Annotated in this window: 17 protein-coding genes; all 17 read right to left on the minus strand. The window is 49.4% G+C overall.

Annotated features, from left to right (window positions below):
* Positions 1–454: 454 nt before the first annotated feature.
* On the minus strand, positions 455–1966 hold the full coding sequence (gene lysS, locus AM231_RS24360) for a lysine--tRNA ligase (RefSeq protein ID WP_054404971.1): 1512 nt from the start codon (positions 1964–1966) through the stop codon (positions 455–457).
* A gap of 224 nt (positions 1967–2190) precedes the next feature.
* Positions 2191–2667 carry a transcription elongation factor GreA gene (gene greA, locus AM231_RS24365; RefSeq protein ID WP_009591919.1) on the minus strand — a complete coding sequence of 159 codons (477 nt, stop codon included), beginning with the start codon at positions 2665–2667 and terminating at the stop codon, positions 2191–2193.
* A gap of 209 nt (positions 2668–2876) precedes the next feature.
* Positions 2877–3902: a tRNA dihydrouridine synthase DusB gene (gene dusB, locus AM231_RS24370; protein WP_054405502.1), complete on the minus strand. Its 1026-nt coding sequence runs from the start codon at positions 3900–3902 to the stop codon at positions 2877–2879.
* A gap of 237 nt (positions 3903–4139) precedes the next feature.
* Complete coding sequence (locus AM231_RS24375) at positions 4140–4346, minus strand: helix-turn-helix domain-containing protein (RefSeq protein WP_053490679.1); 207 nt, start codon at positions 4344–4346, stop codon at positions 4140–4142.
* Positions 4298–4846, minus strand: coding sequence for a 2-amino-4-hydroxy-6-hydroxymethyldihydropteridine diphosphokinase (gene folK, locus AM231_RS24380; protein WP_054404973.1), 549 nt, complete (start codon positions 4844–4846; stop codon positions 4298–4300). Before folK ends, AM231_RS24375 begins: the two co-directional genes overlap by 49 nt.
* Positions 4847–4853: 7 nt before the next feature.
* The gene (gene folB, locus AM231_RS24385) at positions 4854–5216 is read right to left on the minus strand and encodes a dihydroneopterin aldolase (RefSeq protein ID WP_054404975.1); all 363 of its coding nucleotides are present in this window, start codon (positions 5214–5216) and stop codon (positions 4854–4856) included.
* Positions 5217–5240: 24 nt separating this feature from the next.
* The gene (gene folP, locus AM231_RS24390; RefSeq protein ID WP_054404978.1) at positions 5241–6116 is read right to left on the minus strand and encodes a dihydropteroate synthase; all 876 of its coding nucleotides are present in this window, start codon (positions 6114–6116) and stop codon (positions 5241–5243) included.
* Positions 6097–6999, minus strand: coding sequence for an aminotransferase class IV (locus AM231_RS24395; RefSeq protein ID WP_054404980.1), 903 nt, complete (start codon positions 6997–6999; stop codon positions 6097–6099). The genes folP and AM231_RS24395 overlap by 20 nt, the downstream gene beginning before the upstream one ends.
* Positions 6996–7577: an aminodeoxychorismate/anthranilate synthase component II gene (pabA, locus tag AM231_RS24400; protein WP_054404982.1), complete on the minus strand. Its 582-nt coding sequence runs from the start codon at positions 7575–7577 to the stop codon at positions 6996–6998. Before pabA ends, AM231_RS24395 begins: the two co-directional genes overlap by 4 nt.
* Before the next feature lies 1 nt (position 7578).
* Complete coding sequence (locus AM231_RS24405) at positions 7579–9234, minus strand: anthranilate synthase component I family protein (protein WP_054404983.1); 1656 nt, start codon at positions 9232–9234, stop codon at positions 7579–7581.
* 260 nt (positions 9235–9494) lie between these two features.
* Positions 9495–10430, minus strand: a complete 936-nt coding sequence (cysK, locus tag AM231_RS24410) for a cysteine synthase A (RefSeq protein ID WP_053490685.1) — start codon at positions 10428–10430, stop codon at positions 9495–9497.
* Between the two features lie 248 nt (positions 10431–10678).
* The gene (locus AM231_RS24415) at positions 10679–11704 is read right to left on the minus strand and encodes a peptidyl-prolyl cis-trans isomerase (RefSeq protein WP_082341796.1); all 1026 of its coding nucleotides are present in this window, start codon (positions 11702–11704) and stop codon (positions 10679–10681) included.
* A gap of 20 nt (positions 11705–11724) precedes the next feature.
* Entirely contained in the window at positions 11725–12609 is an 885-nt protein-coding gene (gene hslO / locus AM231_RS24420; protein ID WP_053490686.1) for an Hsp33 family molecular chaperone HslO, read from the minus strand.
* 55 nt (positions 12610–12664) lie between these two features.
* A complete protein-coding gene (locus AM231_RS24425; RefSeq protein WP_053490687.1) occupies positions 12665–13429 on the minus strand; it encodes a type III pantothenate kinase in 765 nt (254 codons plus the stop codon).
* Complete coding sequence (gene nadC, locus AM231_RS24430) at positions 13426–14301, minus strand: carboxylating nicotinate-nucleotide diphosphorylase (protein WP_053490688.1); 876 nt, start codon at positions 14299–14301, stop codon at positions 13426–13428. Before nadC ends, AM231_RS24425 begins: the two co-directional genes overlap by 4 nt.
* Positions 14291–15907 carry an L-aspartate oxidase gene (nadB, locus tag AM231_RS24435; protein ID WP_054404985.1) on the minus strand — a complete coding sequence of 539 codons (1617 nt, stop codon included), beginning with the start codon at positions 15905–15907 and terminating at the stop codon, positions 14291–14293. Before nadB ends, nadC begins: the two co-directional genes overlap by 11 nt.
* 38 nt (positions 15908–15945) lie before the next feature.
* Entirely contained in the window at positions 15946–16884 is a 939-nt protein-coding gene (nadA, locus tag AM231_RS24440; RefSeq protein WP_054404987.1) for a quinolinate synthase NadA, read from the minus strand.
* Positions 16885–17007: the final 123 nt, after the last annotated feature.

The raw sequence follows: 17007 nt of genomic DNA on the forward strand, positions 1-17007 counted from the left end.
ACGTCCCGCCTAAGCGGTCCGTTTTACTCACTCGTTGTTCAGTTTTCAAAGATCAACTTCTTCGTTTGTCGCCAACAGTTTATCTCGTTAGCAACTCTTATATCTTATCACATCCGCTCGATCATTGCAAGCTTTTTTTGAATTTATTTTTCAAATTCATTTCGGCTTGTAGTTTCAAGCGTTTGTTTCGACCGCATTTCTTGGCCGGAAATATAATATACCATGGCATTTGATATTATGCAACCCATTTTTGAAAATTAATTAGTTAGCAAAATAATACAGTTATTGAGTCGTTTTAGAATACCTAATATCCCTGTGTTTCGTCTGTCTTGTAGTAAGGCTTCCATACAAGTCTACTACAAGAATCCAAGTCTAACAAAGAAACAAAAAAGGCAGCCTTCTATAGAAATCTATATCCGGCTGCCTCTCCAACAATTTAAAGCTTAAGCATATTCTATTCCTTATTCCGCATATGAGGGAACAGTAGAACGTCGCGGATCGACGGAGCGTTGGTAAGCAGCATGATCAAACGATCAATACCGATTCCGAGTCCACCTGTTGGCGGCATACCATATTCAAGCGCACGCAGGAAATCCTCATCCATTTCATGTGCTTCGTCATTACCTTGCTCTTTCTCCTTCATCTGTGCTTCAAAGCGCTGGCGCTGATCGATCGGATCATTAAGCTCCGAGAATGCGTTCGCATGCTCACGCGCTACAATGAACAGCTCGAAACGATCCGTAAACCGCGGATCCATATCGTTCTTCTTAGCAAGTGGAGAAATCTCCACCGGATGACCCGTTACGAAGGTAGGCTGGATCAGTGTCTCTTCAACAAATTGCTCGAAGAACGCGTTGAGGATGTGGCCGAAAGTCATGTGCGGCTCCACCGGAACTTTGTGTTCTTTTGCAAGGCGATGCGCTTCTTCGTTGGACATTTCTACACCAAAGTCAACACCAACCACTTCTTTTACAGCATCAACCATGGATACACGGCGCCATTGCGGCGTCAGATCCACTTCATGTCCTTGATAGGAAATCACTTGCGTTCCCAGCACCTCTTGGGCAATATGAGAAATCATATTTTCCGTCAGTGCCATAATATCTTTATAGTCAGCATAGGCTTCATATAACTCAATCATCGTAAACTCCGGATTATGACGGGTCGAGATCCCTTCATTCCGGTATACGCGGCCAATCTCATACACCTTCTCCAAACCGCCTACGATCAGGCGCTTCAGATGAAGCTCAATTGCGATCCGCATGTACAGCTCCATATCAAGCGCATTATGATGCGTAATGAACGGACGGGCTGCTGCACCTCCTGCAATCGAATGCAAGGTCGGCGTCTCTACTTCAAGGTAGCCATGGGAATCCAAGTAACGGCGCATGGACTGGATAATACGCGAACGGGTGATGAAAGTCTTCTGAACATCGGGATTGATAATCAGATCGACATAACGCTGACGATAACGGAGTTCCACATCCTTCAACCCATGGAATTTCTCAGGGAGCGGATACAGCGACTTCGAAAGAACTTCCAGCTCCTTCACTTTTACGGTTGTTTCACCGGTTTTGGTCTTGAATAAGACCCCTTTAATCCCGATGATATCCCCCAGATCGAGAATGCTGAATGCTTCATACTGCGCTTCTGCAATAGAATCCTGACGAACATAAATCTGGATTCGGCCGCTAAGATCCTGAATATGAGCAAAAGAAGCCTTACCCATGCCACGTTTAGCCATGATTCGGCCAGCCAGGTTAACTTCCACCTGTTTCTCTTCGAGCTCTTCCTTGGACAGCCCATCATATTGCTCCAGAATTTTACCTGCATGGTCTTCTCTTTCATATTTTCCGCCAAACGGATCGATACCCAGCTTGCGAAGCTCGTCCAGTTTATTGCGGCGGATTTGCAAAAGCTCACTTAACTCCTGTTCTTGTTCCTGATTGTTCATTTCTTCCGTCATCGTCAATCATCTCCTTCATTTCGCTTCCATCCTCATCCCCATGAACAGCGCCGAAGCCATCACCAGCTACATAGGTCGACTCTAGGATCACTTGTACACAGGCGGCTAGGACTTAACAGCAGGACAGCCATCACATCTGACATATCCTAACCCATTAAGCCCTAACCCTGCCTTGCCTATTTAAAAAAGCCCCCCGAAGGAAGCTTTTTGTACCACATTCCGACTTACTTCTTAATATCTACAATTTTATATTGAATAACGCCCGCAGGAACGTTAACATCTACAACCGATCCTTTTTGCTTGCCAATGATCGCTTTACCAACAGGGCTCTCGTTCGAGATTTTGTTGTTGAGCGGATCCGATTCAGCTGTACCTACAATAGTATATTCCATCGTGTCGCCGAATTCCAAATCCTCTACGATCACCGTGTTGCCGACACCGACCACATCAGTATTGATATCATCGTTATTGATAATACGCGCATTGCGGAGCATTTTCTCCAGCGTAATAATCCGGCCTTCGATAAAGGCTTGCTCGTTCTTGGCGTCTTCATATTCGGAGTTCTCGCTAATATCACCATAACCAATGGCAACTTTAATCCGCTCCGCCACTTCACGGCGTTTCACAGACTTCAGGTTCTCAAGTTCGTCCTCCAGTTTCTTCAGACCGTCCTGTGTAAGAATGACCTCTTTATCGCTCATTAACCGATTCTCCTGTCATGTAAATAATTTAATCCATGGTATCAACATACTATATGCAAATTCTTAGGGATCAGAACTCCCTCTGATGCCTGCTTCATTTCTTGAATTTATACTGAAAGATTATATGGGAACCATTTCAAAAAGTCAATGCGCGTAAAGGCTGTAACGGATGTCGCATACACGCACCCATTAACAGCCTGCGCCCGGTGTTATCCTATTGCTGCAGCGGTTTGAGGATATACACTATTAGCCGATTCTTCTGGGGTTTCCAGATTGTTAACGAAGTTATTCAGAAGGCTCACCAATTCATCGCGTTTTGTTTCTTCCATAATGATATCCTTGATGCGGGCAGAGCCTTTCAGTCCTTTCAAATACCAGGCTAAATGCTTTCGCATTTCCCGTACGGCTACAGCTTCGCCGCGCAATGCAATCAAGCGGTCCATATGCAGGATGGCAATTCGGATTTTCTCCTGGGGAGCCGGATCTGACAGCAGCTGACCCGTCTTAAGATATTCCACGGTACGATACAGCATCCAAGGATTCCCCAAGGCCCCGCGGCCGATCATAACTCCATCACACCCTGTTGTATCGAGCATCCTGCGCGCATCCTCAGGCGTCACCACGTCCCCGTTTCCGATAACCGGAATCGAGACCGCTTCCTTCACTTGGCGAATGATGTCCCAATCCGCGTATCCGGTATACAGCTGCTCGCGTGTGCGTCCGTGAACACTGACGGCCTGGCCGCCTGCGCGTTCGACAGCCATCGCATTTTCGACAGCATAAATGTGATCACTATCCCAGCCTGTACGCATCTTGACTGTTACCGGCTTGTCTACGGCATCCACAACCGCTGCAACCATTTCATAGATTTTATTCGAATCCAGAAGCCAGCGGGCACCGGCATCCATCTTTGTCACCTTAGGTGCAGGGCAGCCCATGTTAATGTCGATAATATCGGCATTGGTCTGCTGATCGACGACTTTGGCCGCTTCCACCAGGGATGCACGATCGCCGCCAAAAATTTGCAGGCTTAGCGGCTTCTCCCGCTCGTCGACAAACAGCATCTCCTGCGTGCGCTTGTTCCCGTGAACAATCGCCTTGCCGCTGACCATTTCAGCGCAGACCAATCCGGTACCGAACTCCTTCGCGATCAATCGGAACGCCGGGTTGCATACACCAGCCATAGGCGCCAGAACCACCTGGTTCTTCATCTCAATGTTGCCGATTTTCAATATATCCACTTCATGTATCACTCCCTTATAATGAAATATTTATAGTCGAAAGATCCCGTATATCGTGCAAGGATCCCTAAATTTCAAACTAAACCACTTACCCATCCATTGAATAGACGTTCAGTTCGCCCATATTACATACTTCTTGAAGGTCGTATCCTGAAGCATCTTCCCTAAGTTAATGGCAGAATTTAATACGGATAAAAATATTGGCTGCACTAGTCTCCCTAGGCAGAAGATCTAGCTCCGATCCTTAAGCTCCTGCAATGCAATGCCCAGCACGTCTGCGATCCGGATCAATACCTGCTCCTCAGGACGCCGATTTCCGCGTTCAACGGCACCTAGCACGGCCAATGAAATGCCCGTGCGTTCAGCCAGCTCTTGTTGGGTCAATCCTTTTAACTTTCGGAAAGCGCGGATACGCTGCGCCAGTTGCTTGTTTTCCAAAGCTGTATTCCTTCCTTTCCTTCCAGGTTCTCAAGTGCTGTCTTCACCACATGGTATAGACCCGAAGGCTCAGACTCAAATACGATATCGGCAAGCGGTCTGAGAACAAAAGCCCGCTCCTGCATGCGGGGATGAGGAAGAATGAGATCCGGCGTATCCAAACGACGTCCTTCCATCCATAGCAGATCGAGGTCCACGGTTCTTGGTCCCCAATGAATATGACGGACCCGTCCAAGCTCCTTCTCAATGCGCTGCATTTCAGCAAGCAGCTCATGAGGACTTAGCGAAGTCGATAAGGCTGCGGCCATATTAAGAAACATCGGTTGATCAACATAACCGACAGGATCCGTCTCATACAAGTTGGATACGCGCTCTACCCTAATGCCGGGCACTTCATCCAACCGTTCCAGAGCCTCCATCAGGTTAACCTCCCGGTCTCCCAAATTAGCCCCTAAAGCAATATAAGCCTCTGAGCACTCAGAGGTAGCATGTGAATTCATGTTCGTCTCACTTCCTGGTCCGGTGCAGCTCGATGGTTACACCTTCAAAATGAATGTCAAAAGGCGGGTGCGGCTTCGTTAATCGGACCGTTAAAGCATCGATAATAGTATAAGTGTCCAATACCTTGGATGCAATATGTTCCGCTAACGCTTCAATCAGGCGAAACGACTCTGTTCGCATAATATCCAGCAATAGCTCGTGAATTTCGGCATAATTTACCGTTAATGTCAGGTCGTCTGTCTTCGCGGCTTTGCTCAAATCCATCTCCAGTTCGAGATCCACATAGAATCGTTGACCCAGCTTACGCTCTTCTTCAAAGACGCCATGATAGCCGTAATATTCCATGCGGCTCAGTATCATTTTATCCATTACGTTTCTCCGCCCTTCTATCCCTTATTTACGAAAAATAGATACCCGCTCAAGCTCTGTTGAAGCGTAAGTCATCGCATCGCACATCTGTGCAGTCCGTTTCATATGCTTTACGTCATGGACACGAACGATCTGGCAGCCTTGGGCAATACCGTAAGCCACCGTGGCCGCTGTTCCTTCCAGCACATCTTGGGCGGGAGCGCCAAGCGCGGTCTGGATGAACCTTTTGCGGGAAGTAGCCAGCAGTACCGGGAATCCAAGCCCTACAAGCTGATCGAGGGAGGCCATCACTTTCATATTCTCGTCATAATCCTTGGCAAACCCGATACCCGGATCAAGCCAAATATGGTGATTCTGAACGCCTGCAGTCCGCGCAATCTCTACGCTCTCCATCAAGTCGCGCTTTATATCCTCCATGAGATTGGTATAGTTCCGATCATGGCGATTGTGCATCAAAATAACGGGACACCCCAGCTCCGCAGCTGTCTTAGGCATATCCGGATCACCCGTTAACCTCCAGATATCATTAATGATATGGGCCCCTGCTCCAATTGCTTGACGCGCTACTTCCGCTTTATACGTGTCAATGGACAGCGGAATATGAGGCGCACGCTGGTGAATCGCTTCAATCACCGGAATGACCCGGGCAAGTTCCTCTTGAGCCCCAACCGGTTCATGCCCTGGCCGCGTGGATTCCCCACCGATATCGATGATATCAGCACCCTCTTCGATGAGATGAAGCGCATGCTCCACAGCGCGTTCGATATCGTTATAACGGCCTCCATCGGAAAAAGAGTCCGGTGTCACATTCAATATGCCCATGATAAGCGTAGATTGGCCCAGCTTCAGCTCTGCATCCTTGCTCAAACGATATTCACCTTCATAAATCGTTGTTTTCATGACCTAACCCTGCTTTCCTTCTATACGCACTCAGCAATAACCGCGTTAAGGGACCAGCGATCCCTTGTCCAATTCTTAACGTCTGACCTTCTGTTCCAATCAACGTCGTAATCGGAACAATTTCTTGCACCGAGCCCGTTGTGAATATTTCATCCGCTTCGGTTAATACATCCCAGCTATAACGACCTTCCTCGGCTTCTATACCAAGATCCATAGCTAATTCCAGCACCACCGACCGGGTAATGCCCGGCAAAATACCGATGCCTAATTCTGGTGTAAATAAGCGGCCCGCTTTGACAAAAAAGACATTGCTTACGATGCCCTCAGCCACTTCCCCAGCAGCCGTTAGCATCAGCCCCTCTTCCGGCTCGTCCGATCGGCTGGCATACCCGGACAATTCACGCTTTGCTAATATATTGTTCATATAATGCAGAGATTTCATACGGACCGGCGATTCCGGCGTGTTCCTCGGAAGGGACAGCCGCCGCAGGGCCCTGCCATTCCCGTAAAGCGCTGGATTTGCAGCGGGCAGCTCTTTCGCAAATAGAATTTCCGAAGGCTTAGCATAATCACCTGCTGGCAAGCCGAGGATCCCTTCTCCAGCCGTGACGGTATATCTGATATAGGCATCCTGGAGGCCATTGGCCTCCATTAGCTCCGATATCCAGCGGGATATCCTTAAGGGATCAGCATGGTAGGGAATTCCGAGTATCCCGCAGTTATCCATCAGGCGATGTAAATGTCGTTCTATTAAATACGGTTTCCCCTGATACGTCCGGAAAGTTTCGAATAATCCCATGCCGTACAGAAGACCGTGATCCATAACAGGTATGAAGGCGTCGGCAGCTTCAACAATGCTGCCGTTCATGCCAATATATCTCATGCCTTGGCGCCAGCCGTGCGCTTCAGGAAGTTGCGCAGCATCTGATGGCCATGGTCTGTAATGATGGATTCGGGGTGGAACTGTACTCCTTCTACGGCATACTCTTTGTGCCGCAGACCCATGATTTCTCCCTCAGCTGTCCAAGCTGTGATCTCCAGCTCGTCCGGCAGGGTTTCCTTCTCCACGATCAGCGAGTGATAGCGCGTTGCAGTGAACGGATTCGGCAGGTCTTCAAACACCGAGCTGCCCATATGCTGGATGGCCGATGTTTTCCCGTGCATAAGACGCTCTGCACGAACCACTTGGCCGCCAAAAGCTTGCCCGATGGCCTGATGGCCAAGACAGACACCGAAGATGGGAATGATACCTTTGAAATGCGAAATGACATCCAGCGTGATGCCTGCATCATCCGGCGTGCATGGACCCGGCGATATCAGGATATGGTCCGGGGCCAGCGCCTCGATACCAGCGATATCAATTTCATCGTTGCGGTACACCTTGACTTCCTCGCCGAGCTCTCCCAAATATTGAACCAGGTTATACGTAAACGAATCATAATTATCGATAACAAGTATCATGTTATTTCCCCCCTATATTAGCAGCCACCGCTGCTTCCTCTTCACTGCACATAAGTGCTGCGATTAAAGCCTTAGCCTTGTTATGGCACTCCCTATATTCCCGATACGGATCGGAATCAATGACAATCCCCGCACCTGACTGGATATAGCCAATACCGTCCTTCACTGCCAGGGTACGAATAATGATATTAAGCTCCATATCACCATTATAACCGATCCAGCCCATGGATCCCGTGTAAGGTCCCCGCGTTACAGGTTCCAGTTCCTCGATGATTTCCATGGTCCGGATTTTGGGTGCGCCCGTAATGGTGCCGCCAGGGAAGGCTGCTGCAATAACGTCATATGCATTATTGCCTTCTGCAATCCGCCCTTCCACTTGGGACACCAGATGCATCACGTGAGAGTATCTCTCGACGGTCATCAGTTCGGGAACATGCACGGTTCCGTATGCGGCAATGCGGCCAATGTCATTACGCTCCAGATCAACCAGCATAATATGCTCGGCCCGCTCTTTCTCACTGCCTAGCAGTTCTGCTTCCATCGCCTCATCCTCTATCGTATTGCTACCCCGGCGCCGGGTTCCGGCAATCGGCCGGGCAGACACGACATCGCCATCCAGCTTGACCAAGAGCTCCGGCGATCCGCTGGCTAAGCTGAAGCCTGGTGAGGACAAATATCCCATATACGGGGACGGATTCAGAATACGCATCCACTCATATATATCGGCTGGGTCCGCATGCAGCCGCAGATGCCGTCTTAACGACAGATTGACCTGAAATACGTCGCCTTGCCGAATATATTCTTGAATCGACAGCACCGCCTGCTCGAACGCTTCCTGTGAAAAATCAGCTTTGAGGCGGTCCCATCCTTCTACATTAGGACCTGACAGCTCCTGCGCCTTCTTCCAGCGTTCCTGCCATACACGCTCTTCTCTGGCTGCCGAGTCTTGCACGCCGGGTGTTCCGAACAGGTGGTTCCACTGGGTCATCATCGATTCAGCTCTCTTACAGGCGTCCTCATATAAACGAGTTAACAACCTCTCTTGGTCTTCTGTAAGCACCGACGTGTTCGAAGTCTCCGCTGAAGTATCGGTCGCCTTATCTCCCCCCGAACCAAATACCGATGCCCAAGGTAGAGGGACATGAACCGAGCAGTATACACTATCATCCGTATGATCATAAATCCAAATCTCTTCCATACGCATCCACAGATAATCTAGAAATCCCGGGTCATCCTTAGCTATAACGGGGAGCCGTTCAATCGAGCGGATCACGTCATAACTCAGGAAACCGGCGCATCCCCCGCGAAAGTCCGGCCAGCCCGGTACACGAGGAGCCTTCCAGTGCTTCATCCATTGCTCTAATAGATGCAGCGGCTCTCCCGTGACCTCCGTTCGCAGTCCGCCAGACACCTCGATAACCTCGCCATGTTCTCCCTTTCCCTGCAATATGGACACAGGTTGTAATCCCAGATACGTATAGCGTCCGCCTTTGCCGCTCTCCAGCACAAAGGCATAAGGCGATGCCGCTTTCCATGCACGCCTCCATGACAGGGGTAATCCTCGTGTTGCTCCTTTATATTGAACTAGATAGGGAACGACGGACCAGCCCTCCTTAGCCCAAGCCTGCCACTGGGCCAGCTCCACTCTTCTCTCCATGCCGTTCCTCCTCTTAGTCTTCAAAAGCCTTACTGTTGCCTGTCAGTATACTGTAATCCGTCTCTCTTGAAAACCCTAAATAGAAGCTCGTTCAACAATAATTTTCAGCATCTGACCTGGGACTACTATTTAAGCGTTTTCTTCAGAAAATATACGCAAAAAGCCCTCAATGCGATAACAACACATTGAGGGCATCTTCCTTGAGGCTTAGTTACTCATCCAATGGAAGAAAAACACGCACAGCATATGACCGAAATAACTTATTCGAAGTTATAGAGCGGAGTACTGAGGTAACGTTCCCCGTTACTTGGAATTATAGCTACTACACGCTTGCCTTTGCCCAGCTCTTTGGCAACCTTCAATGCAGCATATACAGCCGCACCAGAGGAGATGCCGCCAAGAACGCCTTCTTCCTTCGCTACGCGGCGGGATGTTTCAAAGGCATCATCATTCTCTACATGAACGATTTCATTATAAACTTCTTGGTTCAAAATTTCGGGAATAAAGTTGGCACCAATACCCTGAATTTTGTGTGGACCCGGTTTGCCACCGGCCAGAATTGGTGATGCAGCAGGCTCAACTGCGATAATCTTAATGTCCGGGTATTGCTCTTTCAACACTTCTCCGGCACCTGTAATCGTACCGCCCGTTCCGATCCCGGCCACGAACGCATCCAGGGAACCGCCAATCGATTCGATAGCTTCAACAATTTCCGGACCTGTCGTTTCGCGGTGAATCTTCACGTTGGCCTGGTTCTTGAACTGCTCGGCCATGAAGAATCCGGAGTTTTCATTAACAATCTCTTCTGCCTTCTTAACCGCACCATTCATTCCTTCCGATCCTGGTGTCAGCACAAGTTCAGCGCCGTAAGCCCGCAGCAGGTTGCGCCGCTCCAAGCTCATCGTTTCAGGCATAACGATAACCGCTTTATAGCCTTTGGCAGCTGCGACCATAGCCAGTCCAATACCCGTATTTCCACTTGTTGCTTCAACGATGGTGCCGCCGGGCTTCAAACGTCCATCCTTCTCTGCTTCTTCCACAATGCTGATCGCGATCCGATCTTTAACGCTTGCACCCGGGTTCTGATATTCCAATTTCAGATAGATCTCTGCGCTATCCTCAGGAACGATCCGGTTCAAGCGGACGAGTGGAGTACCACCTATAAGTTCTGTCACATTATTTACGACCTTTGCCATAAAGAAGCCCTCCTCATAAATATAAAAGTTAGATATGTTAGCTCATACACATGTTGTTATTCATTCTGTTATCGATTGATCGAATGTTCGTATATCTGGATGATTGATAATATAAAGCCAGATTCAGTCTAAACACTTGATGAACTTGGCTTCCTTAATATCCGAGTAAATAGGTAGGTTTTTGTAACTTCATCTTAACAAACGTTCTGGACCATTGTCAATATCCCATAACTCGAAAATCTACATTTCTAGTTGAATTTTCCTGTGACTTTGGTACCGGAATACGCAAGATACCCTTCCAACAAAAAAGGCTCCTGCAGCGAGATGTTACTCTGCCGCAGTAAGCCTTCCTTATGGTCTATTATGCGTGCCGCGTATTTTTCACGGAGCTGGCGCTCCAGCTCCGACAAGGACACGGACTGCTCTAAAGCCAATTGCCTGCGAACCCCTTCACGGATGCCTTCCTCACTAAGAGCTTGGGGCTCGATAATATCCTGCACATAGACAATGGCATAGGCGTCTGTGAGCGAAATAGGCCCTGCTATATCTCCCGGTTCAAGCGTTAAGGCTGCATCAAGCACCGCGGGCGGCACAAATGGGTCATCCTCTTCTATTAGGCCGATCTTCCCGCCATCTTCACGAGTATATTCATCTATGGATACTTCGGTCGCGAGATCGGCGAAATTCTCCCCATTCTCCAGCCGATCCATGACTTGATTCGCCTCGGATTCAGATGCAACCTCAATCATGGACAGATTCAGCTGTCTTTTGGGGCGGAATTGATCAGGGTATTGTTCTAGATAAGCATCAATCTGTTGTTCTTCAATGTGTACGTCGGAGGTTGCAATCTTCTCCAGCAACAGCCGATATATCGTCTCTGTCTTGAGTTCACTCTCCGTAATGCCAAGCTGGTCTTCCATCTCTGATAAGAAGCGTTCCTTGGAACCATAGCTGCGGCTCATGACTTCGAGCTCCTCATCGACTTCACTCATCGTAATATCGATATCCTTCGCTCTGGCCTCGAGCGCCACTGCCTGCCGATTCAACATCGTCATCAGCATTTCGTTGCCATAGCGCTTCTTAAGCTCATCAACCCACTCATCTTCGGTGATCGCCCTGTCCTGGATGGATGCGACTGTCTGGGTGCCATCTTGCAAGGGAGGGGAAGGCTCTTGAAGTCCCCCTTCAGAAAATATAATCCAGCCGCCCATACATAATACGCATGCTGCCAAGACAATGACGGTCGCCCGCAATCCCTTCTCTTGTCTCGTCATCACGGTCGCTCATCCCAACGTTAAGATTTGGCGCGCTCTAGCACGGATTTTAGCTGTTCTTCATCGAAAAGATACCTCTCATTGCAAAAATGGCATGAAACCTCTGCCTGTCCATCCTCTTCAATCATCTGCTGAAGCTCATCCTGTCCCAAGCTGATCAAGGCACGTTCCACTCGCTCATGGGAGCAGTCACAGCTGAAATACACTTCCGATTCTTCCATGATCGTCACATCCGGAAGCACCCGCTTCAGAATGTCTTCAAGCTCCAATCCTTCTTCCAGCATCTCTGTAATCGGGGGGATTTTGCTAAGCGCGAGCTCAATATCCGTAATTTCCTCGTCCGTAACACCAGGCAGCAGCTGAATAATAAAGCCGCCGGCATTCGCTACCGAATAGTCGGGCGATACGAGCACTCCCAGGCTTACTGCTGAGTTTGTCTGTTCGGAGACAGCAAAATAATACGTGAAATCCTCGGCCAGCTCACCCGAAATGATCGGTACACTGCCACGGTAAGGCTCTTTCAGCCCAAGATCCTTGATGACATCAATCTGGCCGGTAGTTCCTACAGCCGCAGCCACATCCATTTTACCTGGGCGAATGTTCGTCATTTCCACATGCGGATTTTTGACATAACCCCGAACCTCGCCCTTGGCATTGCTCTCGGCTGCAATCAGACCGATCGGTCCATCGCCGCGCACCTGGATGCTAAGACGCTCGTCTCCCTTCAGCATGGCTCCCATCATCGCTGCGGCAGACACGGTTCGCCCTAGAGCCGCTGTGACTACAGGGAACGTATCATGTCTTTGGCGAAGCTCTTCGACCAGAGCGGTTGTCCGAACGGCAAATGCCCGCACCTTTCCGTTTAACGCGGTTCCCCGCAGCATACGGTCTTTTTGATTACCCATCTAAAGGCCTCCTTGTCTTTCTAGTTGTAATATTTATAACGGTTTGTTATCGGTTTTAGTTACGCTCATAAATTATACGCAAGCCTTCCAATGTCAGAAGGGGAGAAATCTCCTCAATGGACTCGGTTTCGCTGGCAATCAGCTCAGCCATTCCTCCCGTTGCGATAACCTTAACATTGTCCGTTCCCATCTCGGCTTTTATACGCTTGACTAAGCCATCGACCTGTCCCGCATACCCGAACACGATCCCAGCCTGCATGGCATGAACAGTATTGCGTCCAATCACTTTCTTCGGCTTTTCGAGCTCTACCCGAGGAAGCTTGGAAGCCCGCTGTACAAGGGCCTCTGTAGCAATGCCAATGCCCGGCACAATCACGCCGCCTAAGTAGTTGCCTGCTGCATCAATGCAATCAAACGTCGTCGCCGTACCGAAATCCACCACAATCAGCGGCCCCCCGTACTGCTCGACGGCTGCTACTGCATTCACAATCCGGTCAGCCCCCACCTCGCGCGGATTCTCATACCGCAAATTCAGACCAGTTTTGATCCCAGGTCCCACAATCAGAGGCGCCTTACCTATATATTTATTGCACATTTCCTCTATCACTCGTACAAGCGGAGGAACTACAGAAGAGACTATGACTCCTTCTATTTGGCTTACCAATATATTGGACATCTGAAACAAATTGTGAATCAACACACCGTATTCGTCTACGGTAGACTGACGTGAAGTACTGATCCGAAAATCATGCAGCAGCTTCTTGCCCTGATACACGCCCAGCACAATATTGGTATTCCCTACATCCACTACGAGAATCAATTCTCTGCCCCTCCTTTCCTCGCATTCAGATCCAAACTGATATCAAGACTATGAAATGAATAAGTCAGACGTCCAACCGATATGACATCCACTCCGGTCTCGGCTATTCCGCGCACGGTTTCCAATGTCACATTCCCCGAAGCTTCGACTCGAACATGAGGAGCCTTCGCCTTGATTCTTCGAACAGACTCCGCCATCAGGTCATGACTCATATTATCCAGCATAATGATATCGGCGCCTGCAGCCAAAGCCTCCTCCACCTGATCCAAGCTCTCCGTTTCAACTTCGATCGTCATGGTATGCGGAATCTGGGCTCTTGCACTGCTAACCGCTTGCATGATGCCCCCTGCACCTTTAATGTGATTATCCTTGATCATGACGGCATCATACAGACCGAAGCGGTGATTCGCACCGCCGCCAACCCGAACGGCATATTTCTCAAGCATCCGGTGTCCCGGTGTCGTCTTGCGGGTATCTACCAGCCTCGTCGGCAATCCCTCCAGCATATTTACAAAAGAGCGCGTTCTCGTCGCGATGCCTGACAGGCGCTGAAGCAGATTCAGAGCGAGCCGCTCACCCGTTAAAATATGGTGGGTGCTTCCCTCAACCTCAGCCAGAATCGTTCCCTTCTTCACGGCTTCCCCATCCTGAACGAAGGCCGTAAATATCAGCGATGGATCCACTGTTTGGAATACCAGCTCTGCCACCGGCATACCCGCAATGATCCCTTCCTCCTTGGCATGGATGATCGCCTTGGATTCATGGCCCGGCTTAATGGTGGTTAGCGTTGTCACATCGCCGGATCCAACATCCTCTTGAAGCCAGGCGCGTATGCTTTGAAGAAGGCCGTCATTGTATCCATTAAACATCATCGCATCTTTCCTCCATCATTCTTTGATCCCGAGTATGTACAATATGCTTCTGCCATATACGATCATCTCGTTCCGAAAAATCCTCACGATAGTGGGCTCCCCTGCTTTCTTCACGGCTCAGTGCTCCCTGAACCACGAGCAGGGAAGCAGTAAGCATGTTGGCAAACTCGTATTCCTCACGCTTGGTGAGTACCGTTTGGAATAAAGGCAGCTGACGCGCAAGCTCTTCTTCTGCTCTTAATAGGGTGTCCCGATTTCGCCTTAGGCCTGCATACCGTACCATTACTTTTTGTAGCTTTAAACGTTTCTCCACCATCGCTTGCGATGGAGTTTCTCTTCGCCCAGCATCGAATGACACTTGAATAGAGTTCTCGGATAGCTTCGGCAGTTTATTAATCCGATCGACAATACGGCTGCCGTAAACGATCGCTTCTGACAACGAATTGCTTGCCAACCGGTTGGCCCCGTGCACACCCGTGGACGAAACCTCTCCACAAGCAAATAATCGCTTTACGCTGCTTTCACCGTAAAGATTGGTTTTAATGCCGCCCATCATATAATGTGCAGCGGGAGATACGGGAATCCAATCTGAAGTCAAATCAAGTCCATACTGCATGCATGTTTCATAAATCGTTGGGAAACGATGCTTGACCAGCTCCGGCGGCTCATGGGTGACATCGAGATAAACAAAGGTTGATCCCGTTACTTCCATCTCACTGACAATGGCCCGGGCTACGATATCACGCGGTGCTAATTCCAGCAGTTCATGATATTTTGGCATAAACCGTTCTCCCTTAATATTGCGGAGAACAGCGCCTTCACCGCGAACAGCCTCTGATATCAGGAAACGGGGCGCGCCGGGATAACTCAGCGCCGTCGGATGAAATTGAATAAATTCCATGTCTCGAATTTCTGCGCCTGCCCGATAAGCCATCGCGACGCCGTCCGCAGTCGCAACCTCCGGATTCGTCGTATACCGGTACAATTGTCCTGCTCCGCCAGCACACATGACCGTCGCCAGGCCGCGTGCAAACACCCGCTGACCATCCGGCATTTGGACAATGGCCCCATGGCATTCTCCTTGCTCGGTAATCAAATCAATAACAAAATGATCATCCCATACCTCTATATTGTGAAGCATTTCAACTTGATTGGAAAGGGCGCGCACAATTTCATACCCGGTCGCATCTCCGTTGGCATGGAGAATGCGCCGGTGGCTGTGCGCGCCTTCTTTAGTCAACGCGAGCTCGCCATTCTCCACATCGAACATCGTTCCTAAACGTATCAGCTCCTGTACCCCGAGCGGACCCTCGTTAACAAGCACATCGACCGCAGCGGATGAGCATAGGCCCGCCCCCGCCAGCAGGGTATCCTGGCGGTGGTAAGCCGGGGAGTCATCCTCAGCTGTGACAGCTGCAATCCCGCCTTGAGCATAACGCGTATTGCTGTCAAGGAGCGATTTCTTCGTAATCAGCAGCACATTCTGAGTCGCACTTGCCATGATTGCCGTATACAAACCTGCTATGCCCGAACCGATCACGATGACATCAGTCTGGACAACCGGCAGATCGTTTAAATCGAAATCAATGAGATACTGCGGTATCACGATGCCTCACCTGTCTTTTCACGAAAGAGTAGCGCATGCTACTTAACCTGTAACATGCGCTCTAATGAAATTCTGGCCTTCTCTGCAACGACAGGCGGCACATAAATTTGCGGCTTCATCGTTTCCAGCGCCTTCACCAGCTTTTTGAGATTATTTACTTTCATATTCGGACATACCAGGAATTTAGTAGCGAAATGGAACGATTTATCCGGACTGTCCAAGCGAAGCTGATAGCCGGTGCCGTCCTCCGTGCCTACGATAAATTCCTTAGTCGTTGAATTTTTGCAATATTCCAGAATAGCGGTTGTGCTGCCTACGAAATCACCCATCTCGACGACTTCCGGTCGACATTCGGGATGCACTACAAATTCTGCGTGCGGATATTTGGCCTTCATCTCCACAACATCCTTAACCGTCAGCATATCATGCGTATTGCAGTACCCTTCCCAGATAATCAGCTTCTTGTCAGTATGCTGCTGAACATAATGACCAAGGTTTTTGTCGGGAACCCATATAATTTCGTCCGAATCCACAGATTGAATCACTTTCACCGCATTGGAAGAAGTACAGCAGATATCTGTTTCGGCTTTGATCTCAGCGGATGAATTGATATACGTGACCACTTTCGCATTTGGATGCTTCGCTTTCAACTTCCGCAGTCCGTCGACGTTCACCATATCGGCCATAGGGCAGCCAGCCCGCTCATCCGGAATCAGAACCGTCTTGTTCGGTGCCAGGATTTTCGCGCTCTCTCCCATGAAATGAACGCCGCAAAATACGATGACCTCAGCGTCGGTTTGTGCTGCCTTCTGTGCGAGCAAGAAGGAATCACCCCGAAAATCCGCGACCTCCTGTATTTCATCTCGTTGATAATAATGAGCCAAAATGATAGCATTACGTTCCTTCTTCAATTCCATTAACCGCTCTCGCAGTTCGCGGTTCTGCTCTGCCTTACGCTCCAGTGCCAAAGCTTCCATGACAGACCCTCTCCCTTTATGTAGTCCGGCTAGCCAATAAAATGACATGACCATATGATGATATAGCCCGGCTGTAGGCCAATGGATGTTTATACGATGATGCAGCCTGCCTATATGCCAATA

The sequence above is a fragment of the Paenibacillus solani genome, from assembly GCF_001277345.1.
In the GTDB taxonomy this organism is placed as follows: Bacteria; Bacillota; Bacilli; order Paenibacillales; family Paenibacillaceae; genus Paenibacillus_AQ; species Paenibacillus_AQ solani.

Excerpts from the sequence above, each read along its gene's own strand:
- lysS (WP_054404971.1), bottom strand. The coding sequence starts at position 1,966 with ATGACGGAAGAAATGAACAATCAGGAACAAGAACAGGAGTTAAGTGAG.
- greA (WP_009591919.1), bottom strand. The coding sequence starts at position 2,667 with ATGAGCGATAAAGAGGTCATTCTTACACAGGACGGTCTGAAGAAACTG.
- folK (WP_054404973.1), bottom strand. The coding sequence starts at position 4,846 with ATGAATTCACATGCTACCTCTGAGTGCTCAGAGGCTTATATTGCTTTA.
- folB (WP_054404975.1), bottom strand. The coding sequence starts at position 5,216 with ATGGATAAAATGATACTGAGCCGCATGGAATATTACGGCTATCATGGC.
- folP (WP_054404978.1), bottom strand. The coding sequence starts at position 6,116 with ATGAAAACAACGATTTATGAAGGTGAATATCGTTTGAGCAAGGATGCA.
- AM231_RS24395 (WP_054404980.1), bottom strand. The coding sequence starts at position 6,999 with ATGAGATATATTGGCATGAACGGCAGCATTGTTGAAGCTGCCGACGCC.
- pabA (WP_054404982.1), bottom strand. The coding sequence starts at position 7,577 with ATGATACTTGTTATCGATAATTATGATTCGTTTACGTATAACCTGGTT.
- AM231_RS24405 (WP_054404983.1), bottom strand. The coding sequence starts at position 9,234 with ATGGAGAGAAGAGTGGAGCTGGCCCAGTGGCAGGCTTGGGCTAAGGAG.
- cysK (WP_053490685.1), bottom strand. The coding sequence starts at position 10,430 with ATGGCAAAGGTCGTAAATAATGTGACAGAACTTATAGGTGGTACTCCA.
- AM231_RS24415 (WP_082341796.1), bottom strand. The coding sequence starts at position 11,704 with ATGACGAGACAAGAGAAGGGATTGCGGGCGACCGTCATTGTCTTGGCA.
- hslO (WP_053490686.1), bottom strand. The coding sequence starts at position 12,609 with ATGGGTAATCAAAAAGACCGTATGCTGCGGGGAACCGCGTTAAACGGA.
- nadC (WP_053490688.1), bottom strand. The coding sequence starts at position 14,301 with ATGATGTTTAATGGATACAATGACGGCCTTCTTCAAAGCATACGCGCC.
- nadA (WP_054404987.1), bottom strand. The coding sequence starts at position 16,884 with ATGGAAGCTTTGGCACTGGAGCGTAAGGCAGAGCAGAACCGCGAACTG.